Origin of the sequence: Streptosporangium sp. NPDC002544 (genome assembly GCF_040295965.1) — a bacterium.
Lineage (GTDB): Bacteria > Actinomycetota > Actinomycetes > Streptosporangiales > Streptosporangiaceae > Streptosporangium.
On sequence record NZ_JBEOWJ010000003.1, the window covers coordinates 340,065 to 365,000 of the forward strand.

The 24,936-nt window shown below is 70.0% G+C and carries 15 protein-coding genes; 9 read left to right on the top strand and 6 right to left on the bottom strand.

Features of this window, described 5'->3' with window-relative positions:
- The first annotated feature begins 247 nt into the window (after nucleotides 1-247).
- Nucleotides 248-562 (top strand): SSI family serine proteinase inhibitor, encoded by a 315-nt coding sequence (locus ABT061_RS06335; RefSeq protein WP_350913293.1) that lies wholly within the window; start codon nucleotides 248-250, stop codon nucleotides 560-562.
- A gap of 258 nt (nucleotides 563-820) precedes the next feature.
- Nucleotides 821-2,116, top strand: coding sequence for an FAD-binding protein (locus ABT061_RS06340; RefSeq protein WP_350913295.1), 1,296 nt, complete (start codon nucleotides 821-823; stop codon nucleotides 2,114-2,116).
- A 149-nt stretch (nucleotides 2,117-2,265) separates the two neighbouring features.
- Here the strand turns inward: ABT061_RS06340 and ABT061_RS06345 are convergent, their stop codons facing one another.
- Nucleotides 2,266-4,467, bottom strand: a complete 2,202-nt coding sequence (locus ABT061_RS06345) for a DUF262 domain-containing protein (RefSeq protein ID WP_350913297.1) — start codon at nucleotides 4,465-4,467, stop codon at nucleotides 2,266-2,268.
- 112 nt (nucleotides 4,468-4,579) lie between these two features.
- Nucleotides 4,580-5,278: a TetR/AcrR family transcriptional regulator gene (locus tag ABT061_RS06350; protein WP_350913299.1), complete on the bottom strand. Its 699-nt coding sequence runs from the start codon at nucleotides 5,276-5,278 to the stop codon at nucleotides 4,580-4,582.
- A 113-nt stretch (nucleotides 5,279-5,391) separates the two neighbouring features.
- Here ABT061_RS06350 and ABT061_RS06355 point away from each other — a divergent pair, with 113 nt between their 5' ends.
- The 3 genes from ABT061_RS06355 (at nucleotide 5,392) to ABT061_RS06365 (ending at nucleotide 7,669) form a co-directional block, all read left to right on the top strand.
- A complete protein-coding gene (locus tag ABT061_RS06355; protein WP_350913301.1) occupies nucleotides 5,392-5,736 on the top strand; it encodes a YrdB family protein in 345 nt (114 codons plus the stop codon).
- Between the two features lie 13 nt (nucleotides 5,737-5,749).
- Nucleotides 5,750-6,694 carry an NAD-dependent epimerase/dehydratase family protein gene (locus ABT061_RS06360; RefSeq protein ID WP_350913303.1) on the top strand — a complete coding sequence of 315 codons (945 nt, stop codon included), beginning with the start codon at nucleotides 5,750-5,752 and terminating at the stop codon, nucleotides 6,692-6,694.
- Nucleotides 6,695-6,778: 84 nt separating this feature from the next.
- Nucleotides 6,779-7,669, top strand: a complete 891-nt coding sequence (locus ABT061_RS06365; protein WP_350913305.1) for a Gfo/Idh/MocA family protein — start codon at nucleotides 6,779-6,781, stop codon at nucleotides 7,667-7,669.
- A gap of 25 nt (nucleotides 7,670-7,694) precedes the next feature.
- Here the strand turns inward: ABT061_RS06365 and ABT061_RS06370 are convergent, their stop codons facing one another.
- Entirely contained in the window at nucleotides 7,695-8,978 is a 1,284-nt protein-coding gene (locus tag ABT061_RS06370; protein WP_350913308.1) for a Glu/Leu/Phe/Val family dehydrogenase, read from the bottom strand.
- A gap of 252 nt (nucleotides 8,979-9,230) precedes the next feature.
- Here ABT061_RS06370 and ABT061_RS06375 point away from each other — a divergent pair, with 252 nt between their 5' ends.
- The 4 genes from ABT061_RS06375 (at nucleotide 9,231) to ABT061_RS06390 (ending at nucleotide 22,067) form a co-directional block, all read left to right on the top strand.
- Nucleotides 9,231-10,796: an alkaline phosphatase D family protein gene (locus ABT061_RS06375; protein WP_502991370.1), complete on the top strand. Its 1,566-nt coding sequence runs from the start codon at nucleotides 9,231-9,233 to the stop codon at nucleotides 10,794-10,796.
- A gap of 418 nt (nucleotides 10,797-11,214) precedes the next feature.
- Nucleotides 11,215-15,240 (top strand): LamG-like jellyroll fold domain-containing protein, encoded by a 4,026-nt coding sequence (locus ABT061_RS06380; RefSeq protein ID WP_350913313.1) that lies wholly within the window; start codon nucleotides 11,215-11,217, stop codon nucleotides 15,238-15,240.
- A 115-nt stretch (nucleotides 15,241-15,355) separates the two neighbouring features.
- On the top strand, nucleotides 15,356-21,643 hold the full coding sequence (locus ABT061_RS06385; RefSeq protein ID WP_350913315.1) for an RHS repeat domain-containing protein: 6,288 nt from the start codon (nucleotides 15,356-15,358) through the stop codon (nucleotides 21,641-21,643).
- Nucleotides 21,636-22,067 (top strand): hypothetical protein, encoded by a 432-nt coding sequence (locus tag ABT061_RS06390; RefSeq protein WP_350913318.1) that lies wholly within the window; start codon nucleotides 21,636-21,638, stop codon nucleotides 22,065-22,067. Before ABT061_RS06385 ends, ABT061_RS06390 begins: the two co-directional genes overlap by 8 nt.
- A gap of 139 nt (nucleotides 22,068-22,206) precedes the next feature.
- Here the strand turns inward: ABT061_RS06390 and rocD are convergent, their stop codons facing one another.
- The 3 genes from rocD to ABT061_RS06405 form a co-directional block, all read right to left on the bottom strand.
- The gene (rocD, locus tag ABT061_RS06395) at nucleotides 22,207-23,418 is read right to left on the bottom strand and encodes an ornithine--oxo-acid transaminase (RefSeq protein ID WP_350913320.1); all 1,212 of its coding nucleotides are present in this window, start codon (nucleotides 23,416-23,418) and stop codon (nucleotides 22,207-22,209) included.
- 43 nt (nucleotides 23,419-23,461) lie between these two features.
- Entirely contained in the window at nucleotides 23,462-24,256 is a 795-nt protein-coding gene (ddaH, locus tag ABT061_RS06400) for a dimethylargininase (RefSeq protein ID WP_350913322.1), read from the bottom strand.
- Nucleotides 24,257-24,382: 126 nt separating this feature from the next.
- On the bottom strand, nucleotides 24,383-24,880 hold the full coding sequence (locus ABT061_RS06405) for an Lrp/AsnC family transcriptional regulator (RefSeq protein ID WP_350913324.1): 498 nt from the start codon (nucleotides 24,878-24,880) through the stop codon (nucleotides 24,383-24,385).
- Nucleotides 24,881-24,936: the final 56 nt, after the last annotated feature.

Below are 24,936 nucleotides of genomic sequence, written 5' to 3' on the forward strand. Positions count from 1 at the left end.
CCCGGGGCCTGGGCCGTTGCCTCCGGGACCCGGGTCGATGATCCCACCCCCACGACCTCCGTGGCCGCCGCGGCCTCCGCTCCCGTGGCCACCCGGCACCTGGGGCCAGCCGATCCCACCTCGCCCGACCCCGATTCCGCCGTGGCCGACTCCGTGGCCGCCGCGCCCGTTCCCGCCAAGGCCGACCGGATGGCCGCTTCCGCCGTGGCCGACCCCGTGGCCGCCGCGCCCGATTCCGTCGTGGCCCGTGACGGTGGGCGTACCACTGGGCAGGGATCTCTCACTGACCATCGCGGGCAGGTTGGGCACCCGTAGCGTCCAGCTCAGTTGCTCGCCGGTCTTCGGGACGCACCCGCGCGCGGCGGACGCGTGCGCGGCGCTCTACCCGGCGCAGGGCGACCCGGCCCTGGTCGGGCCGACGTGGATGGGGTGCGCGCGGGTGTACGACCCCACGACGGCGAGTGCGACCGGCACGTGGGACGGCCAGTACATCCAGTACCGGCGGACCTTCAGCAACGAGTGCGACATGCACGCCGCGACAGGTCCGGTCTTCGACTTCTAGGTCCTGACCTTCGAGGGGCCGGGAGAGGAGAGCACTCACCCGCCGGCGTCTGGAGAGGATCGGGCCGCCGCCGCCCGTCATGAAACGGCGGCCCGATCCCCGGAACATCGGCTTGCATGGCGGCGGGGCATTCCGCCGCCGTACGAGCCTGAAATACCCTTGGGGCGGTGATGCCGTCGTCGCGCCCTCGCATGGCCACCCGTGTGCGGCGCGCATCCGCCGTGCACGGCCTGGCGCGAGGCGTAGAGAGGGCACGACTTGACCGGACGGCTGCTGAACTGGGCGGGCAACATCACCTACGGCGCCGCGCGGTTCCACCGCCCCGGCAGCATGGAGCAGCTCCAGGAACTGGTCGCCGGCAGCGACGCCGTCCGGGCACTCGGCACCCGGCACTCCTTCAACGAGATCGCCGACCGTCCCGGCGGTGACCTCGTCTCGCTGGAGGGTCTGCCGGGTGGGCCCGAGCTCGACCCGGCACGCGGCACGGTCACGGTCGGCGCCGGGGTGCGCTACGGCGAGCTGAGCCGCTATCTGCACGGTGCGGGCTACGCGCTGCACAATCTCGGCTCGCTGCCGCACATCTCGGTCGCCGGTGCCTGCGCCACGGCCACGCACGGCTCGGGCGACGCCAACGGCAACCTGGCGACCGCGGTCTCCGGCCTCGAACTGGTCACCGCCGACGGTGAGGTCACCTTCCTCAGCCGGGAGCGGGACGGCGATCGCTTCGCGGGGGCGGTCGTCGGGCTCGGCGCGCTGGGAGTCGTCACCAGGGTCGTCCTCGACGTCGTCCCGGCCTTCGAGGTGCGGCAGCACGTCTACGAGAACCTGCCCTGGGCGCGCCTTGAGGAGCACTTCGAGGAGATCACCTCGGCCGGATACAGCGTGAGCATGTTCACCGGATGGGACGGCCCGGTGATCGACCAGGTGTGGGTGAAGCGGCGTGACGGCGAGCCCGGCCCGTGGGAGCCGGTGTCGCGCTGGCTGGACGCCACGGCCGCGCCGGCCGACCGGCACCCGCTGCCGGGGCTGTCCGCCGTCAACTGCACCGCGCAACTGGGGGTGCCCGGCCCCTGGTACGACCGGTTGCCGCACTTTCGCCTGGACTTCACCCCGAGCAGCGGGGAGGAGCTCCAGTCGGAGTATCTGCTCCCGCGCCGCCACGCCCTGACCGCGCTCCGCGCGCTGGACGGGGTCAGGGACGTCGTCTCCCCCGTCCTGCAGGTGTCGGAGATCCGCACCGTCGCGGCGGACGAGTTGTGGCTGAGCCCCTCCTACCGCCAGGACGTCGTCGCGGTCCACTTCACCTGGAAGAAGGACTGGCCCGCGGTGCGCCGGGTGCTCACCGTGATCGAGGATCTGCTGGAGCCCTTCGAGGCCCGCCCCCACTGGGGCAAGCTCTTCCTGATGGGCCCCGAGCGCCTGGCGTCCCGGTACGACCGGCTACCGGACTTCCGGCGGCTGGCCGCCGACCTCGACCCCACGGGCAAGTTCCGCAACCCGTTCGTCAACGATCGTCTCTTCGCGGGTGATTCTCCCTCATCGGTGTCGAGGTGACGGTCCACCTGCCGGAGGTGGATCCCCGGCCAGCCGGTTGTCTCGCCGGACGGGCACACCGGCACCGCCCCTACTCCACGGCACTGCCGGGCAACGTCGACGTCGGACCGCACCTCGCTTGAGGGAGGCTTCACCCTCCGGCCGGTTCGTCAGTTCGTGGAGACGAGGCCGCGGGTGATGGCCTCCTCGCGGAGGCGTTTCAGCGGGATCGCCGCGCCGTCGCGGTCGATGCGCCAGACGTCCCAACCGGCGCACGCCTTGCTCCCCGCGGCCGCGGCCCCGGCGGCGGACAGGGAGTGATACGCCTGGTCCGTCGCCGCCAGCCTGATCCTTCCGTCCTCCTCGATCGTGGCGTGGTGGACCTCGCCCTTGACCGTACGGAAGATCTTGGCGTTCGGCGCTATCAGGCCGCTCCTGATCAGGTCGGCGACCTCGACGCCGTAGTGGCGGCGGGTCGTGGGCGACTCGACAGGAGTCGGGAGCGGGATCACCGGCAGGCGGAAGCCGAGCCTGGCCGGGTTCCAGATCTCCTCGCAGAGCAGCCGGTAGAGGTGCTGGCGCTGTTCGATCTCCCGTACCCCGAAACTGGGGCAGGGCCGGAACGCCTTGTCCAGCCCCGAGTCCCTGAGGTAATGGGTGAACGGGGTGTTGCGCAGGCGGCTCTTGGGGTGCAGAGAGGCGGCGAGCCGGTTCTCCGCGTAGTAGTGCTCGATCTTCCTGTCGTAGGGATCGTCGCGGAAGCTCGCGTTGACGGACTTGGGCAGGAGCAGCAGGGCGCCGAGGCGATTGCGCCGGATGTAGAACTCGGCGGTGGTCTTGACGGCGTCCCGGTACCGTTCGAAGCGGTTGGCCCAGATGTGCTCGATCTCGTAGTCGCGCCGCCCCCGCAGGAAGGCGTACTCGTGCTGCCCTCCCTCGCAGGCGCGCTGGACGTGGGCGGTCATCCGGGAGAGCAGGTAGCGGACCACGCGGCGGTTGTTGGCCCGCAGCCCGAAGGAGGCCAGCTCGCGGAAGTCGTGGTCGAGCAGGGAGGTCTCCCGGCCGAGGACCGTGGCGACGTCCTCGGCGGTCCGGCAGATCCGCAGGACGGGGATCAGCCGGTGGATGACCTCGTCGAGGTCGCGGCGCTGCACGGGAAGATTGTTGACGCACCTGCGCACGTAGAGGAGGTCGAGGAATGAGGCGACCATCGAGGTCTTCCGGACGAACACCTCGTCGGTGTCCTCGGGAGAGACGACGGAGAGCAGCAGTGTGAACTGGTTGTCGATGCCGTTGTAGCCGTTGAAGTAGACGGCTGCCAGGGCGGGCGTGAACTCCCGGCAGGCGCGGAGCAGCTCGCAGTAGCGTTTCGACACGTCGGTGAGCTTCCGCACGAACTTTTCGGCCTCTGCCGGGCGGCCGAGGCCCAGCTGGACGTCGTTGCGCAGGATCCACTCGTGGACGGCCCGCCCGATCTCGGCGGCGTCCTCGGAGTCCTTGTCGAGGTGCGCGTACTGCGCCAGCAGGAACGAGCGGACGTACGCGCTGGGCGTGTTGGCCTCGGGGGAGTCGGTCTCCGCGGTGGTGAGACGGGCCAGCATGTCGGCCCACTCCCTGCCCAGTTCCTCGCGCGGCTGCTCGCCGATCCGCCGGAAGAGATGGCCCTTGAGCAGGTCCACGTGGCTCAGCCGGAGCCCCCGGTCGTTCATCGACACGAAGATCTCGCGGCCGTTCTCCTGGTCGAGGGCCCGGATGCCGACCAGGCAGACCCGGTCTAGCAGCCACCGGACGAAGGGCACCAGGGCCTCGCCGCGCAACTCCTCGGGGAACTCCCCGTCGATCTCCCTGCTCCGGTCGTGCAGGTTGCGTACCGAGATGTGCGCGTCGTCGGGCAGGGTGAACCCCTTGAGACCGTTCCAATCGGTGACCAGGGAGTTGAGCAGCTGCGCGCGGGACAGCTCCTCGGAGCTGCCGACCTTGAAGCTCCGCCTGCCGTGCCGCGCCGTGTAGGTGAGCCCTTCCAACTCGTCGACGTTGATCCACATCTCCTGGTCGAGCAGCAGCTGCCGGAGATAGATGAGCACGAGGTGGAGGGTGGTGACGCGCTGCTGGCCGTCGACGAGGAAGGTGCGGCCGTCGCTCTCGTGGTAGACGTAGGGGCCCAGGAAGTACGGGGCGTAGCGGCCGGCCTCCTCCTGGTCGTGCAGGGGGTTCCACTGGCTGAGGAAGCGCTGGCTGAGGTCGTCGATCAGCGTGCTGACCTCGTGCCGGGTCCAGGTGTACTCACGCTGGTAGTAGTCCAGTGCGAAGGAGTTCCGCTCGAAGAGGGTGCGGACCGTCACACCCTCGCCGTGAATGGGACTGTCCACCATGAAGTCGGCAGCGCCTCTCGCCTGTGGGGGGACGGCTCACTCGAAAGCCGATTCTTCTCGTTTATCACGTTGAATCGGCAACCGTTACCGATCGCCGCTAAGTCGTGACATGTCAGGCGGGTAGGCCGAGGGTGCGGGCCTGACAGCGCATGGTGTGGTCGAAGGCCGCGGCGCGGTCCAGGATCGCGTTGTTGAACTGGCCGAACAACTCGAAGCTGATCCAGCCGAACAGGCCGGTCCAGGTGATCAGGCCGCGGACGATCACGTCGTCGGGGACGTCGGGCATCAGCTCGCGCAGGCGTGCGGCGTCCTCGCGGAAGGACGGCGGGGCGGGCGGGTGGTCGCCGGGTGGGTTCAGGGTTCCGGCCCGGTGGGCGTCGGAGACGATCCGGCCGTAGACGACGGTGTCGCGGATCGCGGCGGGGACGGTGTCCTGCGGAGCCTGGTAGCCGGGGACGGGGGAACCGTACAGCAGGGCGTACTCGTGCGGGTGGGCCAGTGCCCAGTCCCGTACGGCGTGGCAGACCGCCATCCACCTGCCCGCGTGGTCGGTGTGCGGGACGGCCGCGTCGGCGTTCTCCACGGCCTCGCCGAGGGCGTTGTAGCCGTCGATGATCAGGGCCGTGAGCAGGTCGTCCTTGGAGGGGAAGTAGCGGTAGATCGCGGAGGAGGCCATGCCCATCTCGCGGGCGACCGCGCGCAGGGACAGGCCGCTCGCGCCGTCGACGGCCAGCTGCCCGCGGGCGACGTCGGCGATCTCGCGGGTCAGCTCGGCCCTGACCCTTTCGCGTGCGGTGAGGCTCGAACTCATGTCCCGACCATATCAGAGCAGTGGAAAGAAACGAGAGCACTGCTCTTGACGAACGGCGCTCTTTAACGAGAGCATTGCTCTCAGAACGGAGCGGCAATCTCTTAGGAGCCCCCATGATCTCCCTGGCCAAGAACACCAACCTGCTCGTCATGTTCCTGCTGGAGCTGGGCGTGCTGGCCTCGGTCGGTTACTGGGGTTTCGTCACCGGTTCGAACTGGCCGGTGAAGCTGCTCCTCGGCCTCGGCGGCCCCGCGCTGTTCGTCGTGGCCTGGGCGATCTTCGGCGCGCCCAACGGCGCGACGATCCCGCTCACCGGTCTCGCCCGTGCCGTCCTGGAGGTGCTCTGGTTCGGCGGCGGCGCCGCGGCGCTGGTCATGGCCGGCCGTGTCGTCCCCGGGATCGCCTTCGCCGCACTCTTCGTCGTCAATGCCGCGCTGCGGCTCCTCTGGAACCAGTGAAGGAAGAACCATCATGGCCAAGCACGTCATCGCGGGAGCCGGTCAGGTCGGCTCCGAGGTCGCCCGGTTGCTGGCCGGGCAGGGCCACGAGGTGGTCCTGGTCAGCCGCTCGGGCTCGGGACCCGAACTGCCGGGCATTCGCAGGGTCGCCGCCGACGCGGGCGACCGCACGGAGCTGACCGCCCTGACCAGGGGCGCCGCCGTCCTCTACAACTGCGTCAACCCGCCCTACCACCGGTGGGCGCGGGACTGGCCGCCGCTCGCCGCGTCGCTGCTGGGAGCCGCCGAGGACACCGGCGCCGGATATGTCATCCTCGGCAACCTCTACGTCTACGCCGCTCCCACCAGGCCGATGCGGGAGAGTGACCCGTTGACCCCGCCTAGCGCCAAGGGCGAGATACGGGTCCGGCTGTGGCAGGAGGCCCTGGCCGCGCACGAGGCGGGCCGGGTCCGGGTGACCGAGGTGCGCGGATCCGACTTCTTCGGCCCCGGCTGCCTGGACCAGTCACACCTGGGGGAGAGGCTCGTGCCCAGGCTGCTGGCGGGCAAGGCCGTTCGCGTCGTCGGCGACCCCGCACAGCCGCACAGCTGGACCTACGTGCCCGATGTCGCGCGGGCCCTGATCGCGGCGGGTGAGGGTGACCGGGCCTGGGGCCGCCCCTGGCACATCCCGACGAACGAGCCGATGACGGTGCGCGAGGTCGCCGCGCGGCTGTGCGCGCTCGCCGGAATCCCCGACCCGGGAGTCAAGGCCATGCCGCACTGGCTGCTGCGCGCCGCCGGGACCTTCTCCCCGATGCTCGGCGAGCTGGAGGAGCTGCGCTACCAGTTCGTCCGGCCCTTCGTCCTGGACTCGGATGACTTCCAGGAGGCCTTCGGCATCGCGCCGACCCCGATGGACGAGGCGCTGGTCGCGACGATCGCGTGGTGGCGCGACCGTCTGGCCGCGGCGGCGTAGGAACCGGCCGGACGCCGTACGGCGGGTGCGCCGGCCCGGGGCGCGACGTACGCGCCGGAAAAGCGCGCGCCGTAGGCTCTCAGCATGAAGATCGCTGTCATCGGCCTCGGGGACATCGCGCAGAAGGCCTACCTGCCTGTCCTCGGCGCGACCTCCGGCCTCGACCTGCACCTGTGCACCCGCGACCGTGCCACGCTCGACCGCCTCGGTGACGCCTACCGGGTCGAACGCCGGCTCTCCTCGGTGGACGAGGTGCTCGGCGCGGGGGTCGAGGCGGCCTTCGTGCACGTCGCGACGGAGGCGCACGTGAAGGTCGTCGAGCCGCTGCTGCGGGCCGGCGTCCACGTCTACCTGGACAAGCCGATCGCCTACACCCTCGCCGAGGCCGAGCGCCTGGTGCGGCTGGCGCGGGAGAGCGAGCGGTCGCTGCTCGTCGGTTTCAACCGCCGTAGGGCGCCGTCCTACGCCGCTCTGCGCGATCTTCCCCGCGATCTGGTGGTGATGCAGAAGCACCGTGCGCGCCATCCGGAGAACCCGCGAGCCGTCGTCTACGACGATTTCATCCACGTCGTGGACACGCTCAGGTTCCTGGTGCCGGGTGAGGTCGAGCACACCGTCGTCCGCACCCGGGTCAGGGAGGGACTGCTGGAGCACGTGACGCTGGAGCTCTCCGGGGACGGTTTCACCGCCTTCGGGATCATGAACAGGATGGGCGGCCTGGCGGAGGAGAGCGTGGAGGTCATGGGCGGCGGCGCCAAGCGCCGGGTGGTCAACATGGCCGAGGTGACCGACCACGCCGGCGCCGAGACCCTGACCAGGCGGGGCGACTGGACCCCGGTCTCCCGGCAGCGGGGCATCGAGCAGGTCTGCCTGGAGTTCCTCGACGCGGTCCGCTCCGGCACCGTCGTCGACGCCGCCGACGCCCTGGCCACCCATGCGATCTGCGAGGAAATCGTCACCGCCGCGGCCCGGTAGCGCGTGACGGGGCGCGGTTTCAGGATCAGAGCCCGCGCGAACGGTGCGCCTCGGCGACCCGGCCGACGCCGATCACGTGGGCGGCCTGGCGCAGGGTGATCCCTCCCTCGGCCGAGACCGCCGCGACCGTGTCGAACGCGTTCTCCACGAGGCCGCGGAGCCTCGCGTCCACCTCGCGCGCGCTCCAGGAACGAGCCTGCGCCTCCTGCAGCCACTCCAGGTAGGAGACGATCACACCGCCCGCGTTGGCCAGGATGTCGGGGACCACCGTGATGCCCGCGTCGGCGAGGACGCGGTCCGCCCCGGGCGTGGTGGGGCAGCTGGCACCCTCCACGATCAGGCCGGCCCTGATCCGGGGGGCGTTCTGCTCGGTGATCGCCCCCTCCAGAGCCGCGGGAACGAGCACGTCCACATCGAGTTCCAGCAGGTCGTCGTGGGACAGCGGGTCCGCCTCGCGGTAGCCGCGCACTCCACCGGTCTCCTTCGACCACGCCCGCAGGCCGTCGACGTCCAGGCCCGAACGGTTGACCACGGCCCCGGTGCTGTCGGAGACCGCGACCACGAGAGCGCCCGCGTCGGCGAGGTGGCGCGCGGTGGGGGCGCCGACCTTGCCGAAGCCCTGGATCGCGACGGTACGGCCCTCGGGGGAGCCGCACATGGCCCTGAGCGTGGCGAACCGCACGCCGCGTGCGGTGGCCTCCGCCCGCTCCGGCGCGCAGCCGGAGGTCGTCGATCCGCCGGTCGTCACGCCGGGCAGCGGGTAGCCCGCGTTCACCGAGTAGGTGTCCATGATCCAGGCCATGGTCCGCCTGTCGGCGCCGACCTCGGGGGCCGGGACGTCCCGCTCGGGGCCGACGATCGGCAGCACCTCGTTGACGTAGCGGCGGGTGACCCGCTCCAGCTCCCGGGTGCTCAGCGAGGCGGGATCCACCGAGACGCCGCCCTGGGCGCCTCCGTACGGGATGCCGGCCAGCGCGCACTTCCACGTCATCCCCATGGCCAGCGCGGTGACCTCGTGGACGTCGGTGCGGGGGTGGAAACGGATGCCGCCCTTCGCCGGGCCACGGGTGATGTTGTGCTGCACCCGGAAACCCTGCACGACGTCCATCCGGCCGTCCTCGCGGCGGACCGGCACCGACACGGTGAGTGAGCGGCGGGGAGTGGCGAGCATGGCGCGCAGGCTGTCGTCCAGGTCCAGCCGGTCGGCCGCCTGGCCGAGCTGGAAGAGCGCGGTGTCGAGGGCCTGACGGCCAGGGCTGACGGGAGCGATGGTGGCCGGCGTCGTCGACGGCACCGTGAGCGTCCTCAAGGGAAACCTCCGTACGGTGAGCGGAGCGCCTTTGCTCCGCCCGGGGCAGCTGGTCACGATCAGAGTAGGTGCGCTTTTTTGCCTGCGGGGACGGGCAGTGTTTCGTTCTCGTGACCGCTCCGAGGCCTGGTCGCGCCACCGCGACCGGATGGTGCGTTGTTATCTGTCCGCGTCTCTGGGCAATCTGGGAGGAAGGTACGGATCTGGCGGGCTCCGGTAAAGGATTCCCGCCGTCGTGCGGTGACTGAGGGGATGAACGTGCCGGAACTTGTGCTCGGACCGATGTTGCGTTACGTCGACGAGACGAGCGCGTCGGTATGGCTGGAGACGAGCGAGCCGTGCGAGGTGACGGTCGAGGTCGGTGGCGTGAGCTCGCAGGCCAGGACGTTCACGGTGCACGGTCACCACTACGCGATCGTGGACGTGGCGGGCGGCGGGACCTACCAGGTGCGCCTGGACACCGAGACCGTGTGGCCGCTGCCCGACCAGCCGCCCAGCCGCATCCGCCTGCTCGGCCCCGACGGGCCGGACCGGGTGATGTTCGGCTCCTGCCGGACCAGCGTGCCGCACGACCCCCTGCACACGATCTCCCACGGGGTGGACATGCTGCGCGCGTACGGCTGCACCCTGATGGAGGCGCCCGAGGACCGCTGGCCCGACCTGCTGCTGCTCCTCGGCGACCAGGTCTACGCCGACGAGCCCTCCGCCGAGATGCTGAAGTTCATCGGAAACCGCAGGGACGGCGAGCCGAAGAAGGAGATCGCCGACTTCGAGGAGTACGCCGAGCTGTACCGCCTGGCGTGGGCCGACCCGGAGATCCGCTGGATCCTCTCCACGGTGCCCACCGCGATGATCTTCGATGACCACGACCTGCGCGACGATTTCAACACCTCCAGCACCTGGCGCGAGCAGATGGAGCACGTCCCGTGGTGGCGGCACCGGGTGATCTCCGGGATCGGCGCCTACTGGGTCTACCAGCATCTGGGCAACCTGTCGCCGGCGGAGCGCGCCGCCGACGAACTGCTCAGCAAGGTGTGCGCGGCCGAGGGGGACGGCGGGGAGGTCCTCGACGCGTTCGCCGAGCACGCCTACGACGTACCCGCCGACAGCCGGTGGAGCTACGCCCGCGACCTCGGCGACACCCGCCTGATCATGCTGGACTCCCGTTGCTCCCGCCGGCTCACCCCGAAAGACCGGCGCATGATCGACCCGGTGGAGTGGGAGTGGCTCACCGAGCAGCTCCAGCGGGACGGCGCGAAGCGCTACGTGATCGGCTCCTCGGTGCCGTTCCTGCTTCCCGCGGGCATCCACCACATCCAGAACTGGAACGAGGCGCTGGCGCAGGGGGCCTGGGGCGCCAGGGTGGCCCGCTGGTCGGAGGCGCTGCGCCAGGGGCTGGACCTGGAGCACTGGGCGGCCTTCCGGCGCTCCTTCGAGGACCTGTCCAGGCTGCTGGCCGGGCTGGGCAGGCCGGTGATCATACTCTCTGGAGACGTGCACTACTCCTATGTCTCGAAGGCGCACGGGCTCCCCGTCTACCAGCTGGTCTGCTCGCCGATCCGCAACCCGCTGAGCCGCACGCTCCGCCTGGCCAACATCGTCGCCCAGTTCGGTGTCGCCAGCCTGATCGGACGCTCGCTCTCCCGGCTGGCCAAGATCCCCAAGGCGCCCTTCAGGTGGCGGATCACCAACGGCCCCTGGTTCTCCAACGCGGTGGCGGTGCTGTCCCTGGACACCGCCCCCACCTCGGTCCGCTGGGACACCGCCACCGGAACCGACGTCTCGGAGATCACCACGGTGGAGCTGAAGGGGATCTAGCGAAGCGCCTCCGTTCCCCGTGCCGAGAGGTCCGGGGCGCGCCGCGGTTTCCGGGCGACGTCCGGCCAGAGAACCGGGGCATTCTTCTCGCGCGCCCGGGAAGCTGTGGAACGCACCCACCTGGGAAGTTGTGGAAACCGCTTACCGAGAGCCGTAAGTACGTTCGTTTCGATCGCAAAAAGATCATTGACAACGAGCGTCACCCGGTTTTACATGGTGATCATCAGCGCTGATTTGCCCCTTTTCTACCAGGTGACACAGCTTTGGGCTGCCGTCATCCCTTTTTCTGGTGAGGCGCATGTCAACGTTACGGGGCCTGGCGGCCGTACTGGCCGTCGGGGTTATCGCTACGGGGTTAACGGTCGGGATCGACGTCCATGAAGGGGCTCCGAGGGCGGTCGCGTCCTCGGCGGAGCCGGTGGCTCCGACGGATGAGCAGGCCGGCAGGATCGCCCGCGAGACGGGCCGCAGCACGGAGATCCTCGCCAAGCGGGGTGAGAGCAGGGAGGTCTTCGCCAACCCCGACGGTTCCTTCACCGCGGTGGAGCACCTGCGCCCTGTCAGGGTCCGGCAGGACAGCTCCTGGGTGGCGCCGGACGTCACCCTGATCCGCAGGCCCGACGGGTCCATCGGGCCCCGGGCCTCCACCGTCGATCTGACCCTCTCCGGTGGAGGGGACGAGCCCATGGTGCGGATGGCTCGGGCCGGCCGGGAGATGTCGCTGAAGTGGCCGGGGAAACTGCCGGAACCTGAACTGCAGGGCGACTCGGCCGTCTACCGGTCGGTGCTCAAGGACGTCGACCTGGTCGTCCGGGCCGACACCGACGGGTTCGCGCACACGCTCGTCGTCAAGACCAGGGAGGCGGCGGAGAGCGGAGCCCTCGCCCGGCTCGGCTTCGACCTGGGCGGGACCGAGCTGGCGGTGCGCGCGGAGACGGACGGGCAACTGCGAGCCGTCGACACCGGGGGAGGAGGCGCGGTCTTCGAGGCCCCGTCGGCGATCATGTGGGACTCCGGCACGCAGGCCGGGACCGCGTCGGCCGGGACGGAGAGGCGCGCGGCGGCCGAGCCGCAGGAGGACCTCGCCAGGGGCCCCGCACCGACCTCGAAGGTGGCCGACGTCGGAGCCGCCGTCGAGGACGGATCACTCACCCTCACTCCCGAGGCCGCGCTGCTGACGGCTCCCGACACGCGCTTTCCCGTCTACATCGACCCGGTGTGGAAGACGGTCAAGGCCTCTGCCTGGGGGTACGTCTCCCGCACCTACCCGAGCACGTCGTACTACAAGTTCGGCGGCAAGGCCGACTCCGGCATGGGCTACTGCTCGGGCGACTCCAAGTGCGCGCCCTCGGACGTGAAGCGCATCTTCTACCGGATGCCCACCAGCGCCTACGCGGGCAAGTACATCATCTCCGCGGAGTTCGTCGCCAAGGAGACCTGGTCCTACTCCTGCGACGGCCGCACCGTGCAGCTCTGGCGGACCAAGGGGTTCGTCGAGGGCTCGACCTGGAACTCCACCAAGGACAACTGGCTCGAACACCTCGACACCCGGGACGTGGCGAAGGGCTGGTCCTCCAGTTGCCCGGGTGGCGACGTGGAGTTCAACGCGACCAAGGCGGTCAAGGACGCCGCGGCGGGCAAGTGGTCGACCACCACGTTCGGCCTCAAGGCCGGGTACGAGACCGACCCGTACGGATGGAAGCGGTTCGCCGACGACGCCTGGCTCCGGGTCAACTACAACACCCCGCCGCCCCAGCCGAAGATGGCCAACCTGACGATGGACCCGGGAGGCAAGTGCGTCTACTCCCCGGCCCCGGCGGTGCGGGTGCCCCCGACGCTGTCGGCGGTGCTGCACGACTCCGACTCCGCCGACGCCAAGAAGGTGTACGCCGAGTTCCAGGCCAGCTGGGACGGCGCGACGAAGTGGACCTCCGGCAGGATCGGCCCCAAGACCACGGGATCGACGTTCCAGGTCAAGATGCCCTCGACGATCCCCGAGAAGAAGACGATCGCCTGGTCCGTACGCACCTGGGACGGCTACCAGTACAGCCCGTGGAGCTACGCGGGCGACGCGACCGGCTGCTACTACACCTATGACAAGAGCGTGCCGGCCGCTCCGGTGCTGACCTCGACCGCCTATCCCGCGTCGGACCCGGAGAACGAGCTCGACCCGTGGTACGACGGGGTGGGCCGCTACGGAGCCTTCACCGCCGACTCCGCCTCCACCGACGTCGTCAAGTACTGGTTCGGGATCAACGGCAACCCCACGCAGGCCAACGAGCGCAAGCCCAGCACCAACGGCGGGCCGGTGACGATCGACATCGCGCCCGAGCACGCGGGGCTGAACTACATCACGGTCCAGGCCTTCGACGCGGCCGGCAACGCCAGCGAGATCGGCCGCCACGCCTTCAGGGTCAAGGCCGGAGCGCCGGCGAAGGCCGAATGGCCGCTGGACGAGCCCATCGACTCCCCGCAGGTCACGGACATCGGGGGAACCTTCCCCGCCACCGTCACCGGCGGCGTCACGCTGGGTGTGGACGGCATCTCGAAGAGCGCCGCGCAGTTCAACGGCGTCAGCGGGTACGCCAGGACCACCGCTCCGGTGGTGGGCACCACCACGAGTTTCTCGGTGTCGGCGTGGGCGCGGCTCCCGGAGGTCAAACCGACCCACGCCGGGGTGATCGCCACCCAGGCGGGCACGGCGCGACCGGGCTTCGAGCTGTACTACTCCTCCTCCTACGACCGGTGGATCTTCAACAGGTTCAGCACCGACAGCACGAGCGCCACGATCGTGCGGGCGATCGGGACCACCGCGCCGCAGGGCGGGGAGTGGGCGCACCTGGTCGGCGTGTACGACTCGGTCGCCAAGCACATCAGGCTCTACGTCAACGGCAAGCTGGCCTCGACCACGGCGTTCACCACGCCGTGGAACGCCACCGGACCCGTACAGATCGGTGCGAGTCTGTACAGCACGGTCCCGGACGCGTTCTTCCCCGGTGAGGTCGACGATCTGCGGATCTTCGACCGGATCGTCACCCCGGAGGAGGTCGGCAACCTCTTCAGCCAGCACCCGGTGGTGAACGCCCGCTGGAAGCTGAACGACTCGGCCTCGGCGGTCCGGGCGAGCAAGGCGTACTGGAAGCTGGACGAGGCGGCGGGCGCGACCCGGGCCGAGGAGGCGGGCGGCGTCCACCCCGCGAGCAAGGTCGGCACCGTCACCTTCGGCACGACCGGGAAGTTCGGCAAGGCCGTCACCCTCAACGGCACGACCGGGTACCTGAAGACCACCGGAGCCGTGCTCGACACCACCAAGAGCTTCTCGGTGTCGGCCTGGGCGAGGCTCCCCGCCACCAAACCCACCCATGCGGGGATCATCGCCACCCAGACCGCGACGGTGAAACCGGCGTTCGAGCTGTACTACTCCTCCTCCTACGATCGGTGGATCTTCAACCGGTTCAGCGCGAACAACGCCTCCGCCACGATCATCCGGGCGCAGTCCACCTCGGTGCCACAGGGTGGGGTGTGGACGCACCTGACCGGAACCTACGACGCGGCCACCAAGCAGATCAGGCTCTACGTCAACGGCAAGCTGGCCTCGACCACGGCGTTCACCACGCCGTGGAACGCCACCGGGCCGGTGCAGCTCGGCGCGGGTTCCTACGACGGCGCGGCGGGATCGTTCTTCCCCGGTGAGATCGACGACCTGCGGATCTTCGACCAGGTCGTCACCGACTCCGAGATCGCCACGCTGGCCTCGGGTTCCCCGCTGACCATCGCGGCCGACGACGGCACCGCGGGCCGTCACGTCACCCTGTACGGCAACGCCCGCATCGACCAGGGCGCGGGCTGGGTCGGCACCCCGCCGGGCGCACTGGTCCTGGACGGCGACGGCGACTACGCGGCCAGCGCCGGTCCCGTGGTGCGCACGGACGACAGCTTCACCGTCGCCGGCTGGGTGACCAGCGCGGGCCGTCCCGGCCGGACGGCGGCGGTCTTCAGCCAGGAGGGCGCGGTCAACAGCGCCTTCACCCTCCGCTATCGGCCGGACCCGGCGGACCCGGCCAACGCGGGCGGCTACCAGATCGAGATGCCGGACAAGGACGCCGCGGGAGCCGCGCGCCCCACCACGGAGCACTCGGCCTTCCAGTCCAGCTTCGAGTGGGACCACGTGGCGATCGCCTACGACGCCCTCCAGGACGAGATGCGGCTCTACGTCAACGGGGAGCTGGAGCAGACCGAGGAGCAGGTGTCCTGGCGGTTCAACGTGCTGGGTTTCAACGCCACGAAGGGGTTGCAGCTCGGCCGGACCAAGGGCGACGGCGCCTGGGGCGAGTACTGGCCCGGCGTGATCGACGACGTGTGGGCCTTCCAGGGGGTCGCCACACAGGAGCAGATCCAGATGCTGGCCGCGGGCAACGAGCTCGACACCGAGACCGGCCCCTGACCTGAGAAGGGGGTCGCGGGCCACGGTTCGCGATCCCCCTTCCACCCCCATTTCCTGAGGTGCCCCGGCCGCCGCGTGCGGCGGCCGGTGGCCTGCGCCTGTGCGGAGGATGTTCATGAAGGGGTTATACGAATCGGGTACCCGGCGATGGCTGGCCGTGTTCACGGCACTGGTCACCGCCGCGGGCCTGCTGGTGGCGCCGCCGGCGCACGCCGCGGTCGGGCCGGACGGAGAGCGTCCCGAGGTCGAGAGCGCCGAGCGCGTGGTACCCGGCAGGGCGGAGACGGTGAGACCGCGCAAGCCCGACCCCGCGGCGGCCGAGCCCGACCCGGCCCCGAAGGGCTGGCCGGAGCCGGGCGTGACCGAGGCGAGGGTACCGGCGAGCGGGGAGGCGGTCCGCGCCGGGAACCTGCCGGTCCGGGTGCGCGCTCCCCAGTCACGGGCCAGGGGGGCGGCGCCCCCCGTGGAAGAGGTGAAGGTCCAGGTCCTGGAACAGGCGGCGGCGCGGCGCGCCGGCGTGGACGGGGTCGTGCTGACCGTGGGCGGCCCCGGGACCGGCCAGGTCGGCGTCGAGCTGGACTACTCCGGGTTCGCCGGGAGTTTCGGCGGGTCCTACGGCAGCCGCCTGCGCCTGGTCCGGCTGCCGGCCTGCGCGCTGACCACCCCTGACGCGCCGGAGTGCCGTACCGGCACCGAGGTCCCCTCGCGCAACGACACCGAGGCGAGAACGCTGTCGGCCGAGGTGACGGCCGCACCGCAGGCGACGGTGCTCGCCGCGGTGGCGGGGGAGTCCAGTGACAAGGGCGACTACAAGGCGACGGCGCTGTCGGCCTCGTCGACCTGGGCGGTCTCCGAGCAGTCGGGCGACTTCGCCTGGTCGTACCCGATGCGGGTGCCCCCCGTCCCCGGCGAGCTCGCGCCCAAGGTGGAGATCGGCTACTCCTCGGGCGCGATGGACGGCCGCACGTCCAACACCAACAACCAGCCGTCCTGGGTGGGAGAGGGCTTCGACTACTGGCCCGGCTACATCCAGCGCGGCTACAAGCCGTGTGCCGACGACGGCGCTCCCAAGGACGAGTGGGGCACCCCGCCGGGCGACCAGTGCTGGGCCTACGACAACGCCACGCTCAGCTGGAACGGCAAGGGCGGCGAGCTGGTCCAGGCCGCGGACGGCACCTGGCGGATGAAGAACGACGACGGCACCCGCATCGAGCGGATCAAGGACACCGGGAAGGCCAACGGTGACAACGACGGCGAGTACTGGAAGCTGACCACCACCGAGGGCGTGCAGTACTTCTTCGGCCTGAACCGCCTGCCCGGCTGGAGCACCGGCAAGGAGGAGACGAAGTCGACGTGGACCCACCCGGTCTTCGGCGACGACGACGGCGAGCCCTGCCACGGCTCCACGTTCGCCACCTCCTGGTGCCAGCAGGCTTACCGGTGGAACCTCGACTACGTCGTGGACCCGCGGGGCAACGCCATCTCCTACTTCTACACGCAGGAGGGCAACCACTACGGCCGCAACCTCAAGCCCGCCGACGACACCCCCTACGTGCGGGGCGGCTGGCTGGACCGGATCGACTACGGCCAGCGCGCCGGCACCCTGTTCTCGGCGAAGCCGTCGGCCCGGGTGGTCTTCGGCGTCTCGGAGCGCTGCCTGTCGGCGACCGCCGCCGACTGCGCGGCGGACAAGATCGGTGCCAACCCGACCAGGTGGCCGGACGTGCCCTGGGACCTGAACTGCGCCGCCGGCACCGAGTGCAAGGGCACCCACGGCACGCTGGCGCCCACCTTCTGGTCGCGCAAGCGGCTGACCAAGGTCACCACCCAGGTGCTGAAGGCCGACGGAGACTACCGGGACGTCGACTCCTGGAAACTGGACCACCTGTGGGGCGACGCCGACATCGACAGGGCCCTGCTGGTCAAGTCGATCCAGCACACCGGCCACGCGGCGTCCCCGGCCATCACGCTGCCCCCGGTGACGTTCAACCACGTCCAGCTGCCCAACCGGGTGGACAAACTGGGCGATGACATCGCGCCGTTCATCAAGTACAGAGTCGGGGCGATCTACGACGAGTCCGGTGGTCAGATCGACGTCAACTACTCCGACGCCGACTGCACACTGTCCTCGCTGCCGACGCCGGAGACCAACACCCGGCGCTGCTTCCCGGTCAAGTGGACACCGGCCGGCCATGCCGACCCGATCCGGGACTGGTTCCACAAGTACGTGGTCACCCAGGTCGTGCAGAGCGACAGGACCGGCAAGGCGCCGGACATGCTCACCACCTACGAGTATCTCGACGGTGCCGCCTGGCACTACGACGATGACGACGGCATGACCAAGGAGAAGTACAAGACCTGGTCGCAGTGGCGCGGCTACGGCCGGGTGCGGGTCAAGACGGGAGGGTGGAACGACCTGCGCTCCCAGAACGAACGCCTGTTCCTGAGGGGCATGGACGGTGACCGGCTCAACGCCGACGGCGGGACCAAGAAGGTCTCCGTCAAGGACGGCGAGGGTGGCGAGCACGTCGACCACGAGGCGCTGCAGGGCTTCGAGCTGAAGAGGACGGAGTACGAGGGGGTCGGCGGCGCGGTGGCCGTCAAGACGGTCAACACCCCGTGGCGGCAGCAGACCGCCAGCCGGACCAGGAGCTGGGGGACGGTCACCGCCAACCTGACGGACGTCGCCAAGAGCCACACCTGGACCGCCATGGACGAGGGGAAGTGGCGGGAGACCGAGACCGTGACCTCCTACGATCCCGCCACGGGCCTGGCCACCCAGGTCGACGACAAGGGCGACCTGGCCACGGCGGCCGACGACCGGTGTGTCAGGACCACGTACGCGCAGGACAAGACCGCCTGGATGCTGAAGTTCCCCTCGCGGGTGGAGAGCCTCTCGGTGGCCTGCTCGGTCACGCCCGACCGGTCCAAACACGTGATCGAGGACGGGCGCTCCTTCTACGACAACGGCGCCTTCGGCGCGGCGCCGACCAGGGGAGAGGTCACCAGGGTCGAGAAGATCGCGAGCCACAACGGCACCACCGCGACGTACGTCCCCACCGAGGTCTCCACCTACGACTCCTACGGCCGCGAACTCACCACGAAGGACGCCGCGGGCAACGTCACGACCGTCGCCTACACCGACACCGCGGGCCTGGCCACGCTGGTGAAGACCACCGGACCGCCGGTGAAGCCCGGTGACGCCGGCACGGCCCACGTGACGAGCGAGGAGCGCGACCCGGCCTTCGGCTTCGAGACGGTCAAACTGGACGCCAACAGCAAGCGGACCGACCTGGAGTACGACGCGCTGGGCCGCCTGCTCAAGGTGTGGATGGCAGACCGCTCCAAGGCGTCCGGGCAGACACCGAACCTGGAGTTCAGCTACCGGGTGACCGACGGTCAGATCATCGCGATCGGCACGAAGCGGCTGACCGCCGAGGGCGGCCAGACCGAGCCCACCTACGAGCTGTACGACGGCAGGCTGCGGCTGCGCCAGACCCAGGATCCGGGGCCGGACGGCGGGCGGCTGATCTCCGACAAGCTCTACGACTCCCGGGGCAACGTCGCCCGCGAGTACGGGCAGTACTACTCGACCGGGGCGCCCTCGACGACCCTCTTCGGAGCCTTCGACGGCAACGTCGAGTCGCAGAAGGTCTTCGACTTCGACGGCCGCAACCGGGTGACCGTCGAGCGGTTCCTCGTCGGCAACGGCGAGACCCAGGAGAAATGGCGCACGACCACCTCCTACGCCGGGGGCCGGGTCACGGTGGACCCGCCGACCGGGGACACGCCGGTCACCACCTTCACCGACGCGCGCGACCACATCGTCGAGCTGCGCCAGTACCGGGGGGACTCGCCGACCGGCGACTTCGACCGGACCCTCTACACCTACACCCCGCTGGGCAAGCTCGCCACGGTCAAGGACGCGGCGAACAACACCTGGACCCACCACTACGACCTGCGCGGCCGGGAGATCCGGGTGGACGACCCGGACAAGGGCACGACCAGGTCCAGCTACGACGACCTGGACCGGGTGACCTCCACCGAGGACGCCAGGGGCGCCAAGCTGTTCACGACCTACGACGCGCTCGGCCGCAAGACCGAGGTCCGTGAGGGGTCGCAGACCGGCACCGTCCTGACGGCGTGGACCTACGACACGGTCCGCAAGGGGCAGCTCTCCAGCTCCACCAGGAACGTGGCCGGCCAGGCGTACACCACGACCGTCAACGCCTACGACAACCTGGACCGGGCGATCCGGACCACGGTCACCATCCCCGGCACCGAGAAGGAGCTGGCGGGCAGCTACCAGTTCGACACCCGCTACAAGCTGGACGGCACGGTACAGTCCGCCACCTTCCCGGCCTCGGGCGGCCTGGCGGCCGAGACCGTCGTCTACTCCTACGACGAGCTGCGGCGGCCCACCGTCACCTCCGGGCTCACCTCCTACGTGACCAGGTCGATCCACAGCCTCACCGGCAAGCCCGAGCAGTACGAGCTCTCCACCGGAGGCAAGAAGGTCTGGCTGACCAACTCCTACGAGTACGGCACGCAGCGGCTGAAGTCGGCGCGGGTCGACCGCGAGGACGTCGCCGGGGTGGACCGCAACGCCACCTACAGCTACGACGCGGCGGGCAACGTCACCGCGGTCTCCGACGTCTCCCGGTCCGGCACGGACACCCAGTGCTTCTCCTACGACTACCTGCGCAGGATGACCGAGGCGTGGACGCAGGGCACCCAGAGCTGCGCCACCGCACCGGCGGCGAACCTCGTCGGAGGTGTGGCACCGTACTGGCAGTCGTTCGGCTATGACGCGACGGGCAACAGGACCAGGGAGGTCGAGCACGGCATCGGCGGGACCGCCGACACCCAGCGCCTCTACGGCTACCCGGCCCCCGGGGCCCCGCAACCGCACGCGCTGGCCTCGGTCACCCAGACCGGGGGCGCGGGCGCGCGCGTCGAGAGCTACGGCTACGACGCCACCGGCAACACGACCAGCCGCAAGATCGGCGCCGTCGACCAGAAGCTCGACTGGGACGCCGAGGGGCGGCTGAGCAAGGTCACCGACGGGGCCAAGGTCACCTCCTACCTCTACGACGCCGACGGCAACCGGCTGATCCGCAGGGAACCGGCCGCCACGACCCTGTACCTGCCGGGCATGGAACTCCGGCTGGACAACGCCACCACGAAGGTCGAGGCCACCAGGTACTACGTCCACGACACGGTCGCGGTCGCGGTCAGGACCACGGCGGGCGTGACCTTCCTGGCCAACGACCACAACGGCACCGGCGAGCTCGCGATCAACGCCACCACCCAGGCGGTCTCCCAGCGCCGCTTCAAGCCCTTCGGCCAGCTGCGGGGGGCGCCACCGGGGACATGGCCCTCGGAGAAGGGGTTCGTCGGTGGCACCGTCGACTCCTCCACGGGCCTGACACATCTGGGCGCCCGCGAGTACGACCCGGCGACCGGCCGTTTCATCAGCGTCGACCCGATCATCGACCCGCAGGACCCGCAGCAGATGAACGGGTACGCCTACGCGAACAACAACCCGGTCACCTTCACCGACCCGGACGGCAAGTTCTGGGGAAGCTGGATCGCCGCTCTGCTGGCGATCATTCGGGCGCTGATGGCGCTGCTCAACAGCGGCGGCGGTGGCGGCAACAAGGGCGGCGGAGGCGGCGGGGGCGGTGGCGGTGGTGGCGGCGCACCGCACCGCCCGGCGCCGAGCGGCGGCGTGACCACCTCCTACGGCAGTACCGTCAAGAACAACACCCTCAGCAGCGTCGATCCCCGCAAGTTCACGGCGCTGGGCTGGCTCGCCTACGGCTTCGGCGGCCCGTCCGACATGCTCAACACCTGGGGAACCAACGTCGCCGAGAACGGGCGCGTGATGGGCGGCATCTACGCCCTCAAGGCGGCGAGCTACCCGCAGGGCAACTGGAAGAGCAGCTGGTTCTGGAACGGGCTGCGCAAGTGGTACGACGCCAAGTCGGTCAGGGTGGAGGCGCGCGGCATCAAGTGGGGCGGCCGCCTGGCCAAGGCCGGAAAGTTCCTGGGCCGGTTCGGGCTGGTGACCACCTTCGCCGACGGCGCGCTGACCCAGTGGAACTCCGACAGTGGAAAGGACATCAACAAGGGCGAGAAAGCCCTGCGAGCCGGTATCCGCGGTGCCGCGGTGGCCGGCGGCGCCTATGCGGGTGCCACCATCGGGGCCGCGGCGTGCAGCCCCGGAGTGGTCCTCGCGGCGGTCTGCGGCGCGGCCGGTGCCTACATCGGAGGTATGGTCGGCGGAGTCGTCGGTGACACCGCCATCGCCGCCTACGACAAGATGCGAGATCCTGTGGTGAACACCGCCAAGTCCATCGGTTCCGGGATCAAGAAGGGATGGAACAAGCTCTTTGGATGAGACAGCCGTGCTGACGGGTTACCCGCACGCGCCGGTGTGGGCGGTGCTCGCCGCCGCCCTCATGGCGATCCTCGGGTTCGTCAACCATCGCCGGTTCCGCGGGGCGGACGCGCAGAGCGCGTGGGCCGAGCGCTACTTCGACGAGGCCAAGCCGAAGGAGTGGCGCAACCTGCCCTTCGCCCAGTTCCCGGGGGCGATCATGTTCTCCCTCTGGGCGGTGATGCTGGCCTACACCTGGGTGTCCGGGCAGGAACTCCTCGACGCGCTCGTCGGGCTCGCCTTCTTCGGGTCCTTCGTCTTCGGCGGGGTCGCCGTCAAGCGGCTCTACCGGCCTCCGGCCAAGGCCAGGCCGGCCTGGCTGGTGGCCGAGGAGGAACGGCGCGAGCGGCTGGGCCTGACCACCCGCGACGGCTGGACGACGTAGGAGCCGCCCCCCAGGTCCCCGCCCGGGGACCTGGGGGGCGGAAACGCAACGGAGCCGGTGCGGCTCTCGCGTCCATGGAGGCGAGAGCCGCACCGGCTCCGTCATGTCGAGGTTCCGCCGGCCCGTCCGAGCCGACGGCTCACTCCGCCAGTTCGGCGAGGACGGCACCGAGCTGGTCGATCGCCCAGACGAGGTCCTCCTCGGAGATGACGATCGGCGGGGCGAGACGGACGGTCGAGCCGTGCGTGTCCTTGGCCAGGACGCCATGGGCCATGAGCGCCTTGGAGACCTCGCGCCCGCTGGCCAGGGACGGGTCGATGTCGACGCCCGCCCACAGGCCGCGCCCGCGGACGGTGACCACGCCCTGGCCGATCAGGCCGCGCAGCCTCTCGTGCATGACCTCGCCGAGCTCCCTGGCCCGCGCCTGGTACTCGCCGGTGCCGAGCATCTCGATGACCGCGTTCGCGACCGCGCAGGCGAGGGGGTTGCCGCCGAAGGTGGAGCCGTGCTGCCCCGGCCTGATCACGCCGAGCACGTCCTCGTTCGCGGTGATCGCCGAGACCGGGACGACGCCGCCGCCCAGGGCCTTGCCCAGCACGTAGATGTCGGGGACGACGCCCTCGTGGTCGCAGGCGAAGGTGTCACCGGTGCGGCCCAGACCCGACTGGATCTCGTCGGCGATCATCAGGATGTTCTCCGCGGTGCACAACTCGCGGACCTGGGTGAGGTACCCGTCCGGCGGGACCAGCACGCCGGCCTCGCCCTGGATGGGCTCCAGCAGCACCGCGACGGTGTTGGCGTCGATGGCCTCGTGGATCGCCTCGACGGAGCCGTACTTTACGATCTTGAAGCCGGGGGTGTACGGGCCGAAGCCGTCGTGGGCGTCGGGGTCGGTGGAGAAGCTGACGATCGTGGTGGTGCGACCGTGGAAGTTGTCCTCCATCACGATGATGTTGGCCTGCTCGGCGGCCACCCCCTTGACCTCGTAGCCCCACTTGCGGGCCACCTTGATCGCGGTCTCCACGGCCTCGGCGCCGGTGTTCATCGGCAGGACCATGTCCTTGCCGGTGAGGTCGCCCAGCCCGGCGGCGAAGGTGGCGAACTGGTCGTGAAAGAAGGCCCGGCTGGTCAGGGTGAGCCTGGACAGCTGCTCCTGGGCCGCTGTGATGATCTTCGGGTTGCCGTGCCCGAAGTTCAGCGAGGAGTAGCCGGACAGGCAGTCCAGGAACCGCCTGCCCTCCACGTCGACCACCCAGGCGCCCTGCGCCTCGGATATCACGACGGGCAGGGGATGGTAGTTGTGAGCGCTGCGGCGCTCGCTGAGCTCGATGAATTCGTCCGTGCTGGTCATTCGGTATCCGCCCCTCCTTGGTCCGTGGCCGTTTCGCCCGGCACTATCCCCTGATCTCCAGCGTGCAGCACTTCGGACCGCCCCCGGCCTTGCGGAGCTCCGACAGGTCCACGGGGACGACCTCGAAGCCCCGGCGCTTGAGCTCCAGCTGGAGGTTGGCGGCCTCGACGTTGATCACCACGTTGGTGCCGTCGCTGACCGCGTTGAGGCCCAGCACGGAGGCGTCGTCCTCACTCGCGATGATGGCGTCGGGGAAGAGAGAGCGGAGCACCTCCTGGCTTCCAGGGGAGAAAGCCCCTGGGAAGTATGCCACGTTGTGTCCGTTTAGCGGGAAGAGGGCGGTGTCCAGGTGGTAGAACCGCGGATCCACCAGCTGCAGGGTGACCACCGGCCGGCCGAGGAACTCCTGGGCCTCCTTGTGAGCGGTGATGTCGGTGCGGAAGCCGGTGCCGGCCAGCACCAGGTGGTCGAGGGTGAGGAAGTCCCCCTCGCCCTCGTTGGTGAAGGTCGCCTCGCGGACCCGCTGGTAGCCGTTGTCGACGAACCAGTCCAGGTAGGCGGGGCCCTCGGCCGCCCGCTGCGGGTGGGCGAACCGCGCGCCGTACACGCGGCCGCCGACCACCAGCGCCCCGTTGGCGGCGAAGACCATGTCCGGCAGGCCCTCCACCGGGTCGATGAGGCTGACGCGGTGACCGAGCTCCTGGTAGGCGCTCCTGAGCGTCTCCCACTGCCTGATCGCCACCTCACGGTCGGCTCCGGCCTCGGGATGCATCCACGGGTTGATCGCGTACTCAACCGCGAAGTGGTCGGGCCGACACATGAGGTAGTGCCTCGTCATGAATAACCCCGTATCGAAGGTCGTGAGTGAAATGCCGGCCCAATGGCGGCGACATCAGCCTAGGAAACGGTGTTCTCGCAGGCCAAGAGCTTGCTCTTGCGTTCTGACGCGGGTTTCTTGCGCGCTTCAGGCGATGAACGGTGATTCGTTGTGCGGGGCGACGAACGGTTCGCCGCGCGAGGTCATGAGCGGTGCCTCGATCAGCCGGGAGAGCACGATGGAGCTCTTGGTCCGCACCACGAACGGCTCCGAGGCGATGCGCTCGATCACCCTCTCCACGTGCCGCACATCGGTGGCCCTGACGTGCAGCAGCGCGTCGGCCTCGCCGGTGATGGTGCACGCCGAGACCACCTCGGGATGGCGGCCGATGGCCACTCCGATCTCCGACGGCGAGGTCTTCCCCGCGCAGAACAGCTCCACGTAGGCCTCGGTGGTCCAGCCGAGCGCCGCGGGCTCCACCCTGGCGGTGAACCCGGTGATGGCACCGGTCTCGCGCAGCCGGTCCACCCGGCGTTTCACCGCCGACGCCGACAGGCCCACGCGCTGTCCGATCTCCGCGTATGTGGCTCGGGCGTCCTCGACGAGCGCCCCGATGATGTCGCGATCCAGCCTGTCCAGTTCCACGCTGACCTGTATATCGCTTCGGGTCCGTCCGGGCTCACGGCGAGTGGTGGCGACCC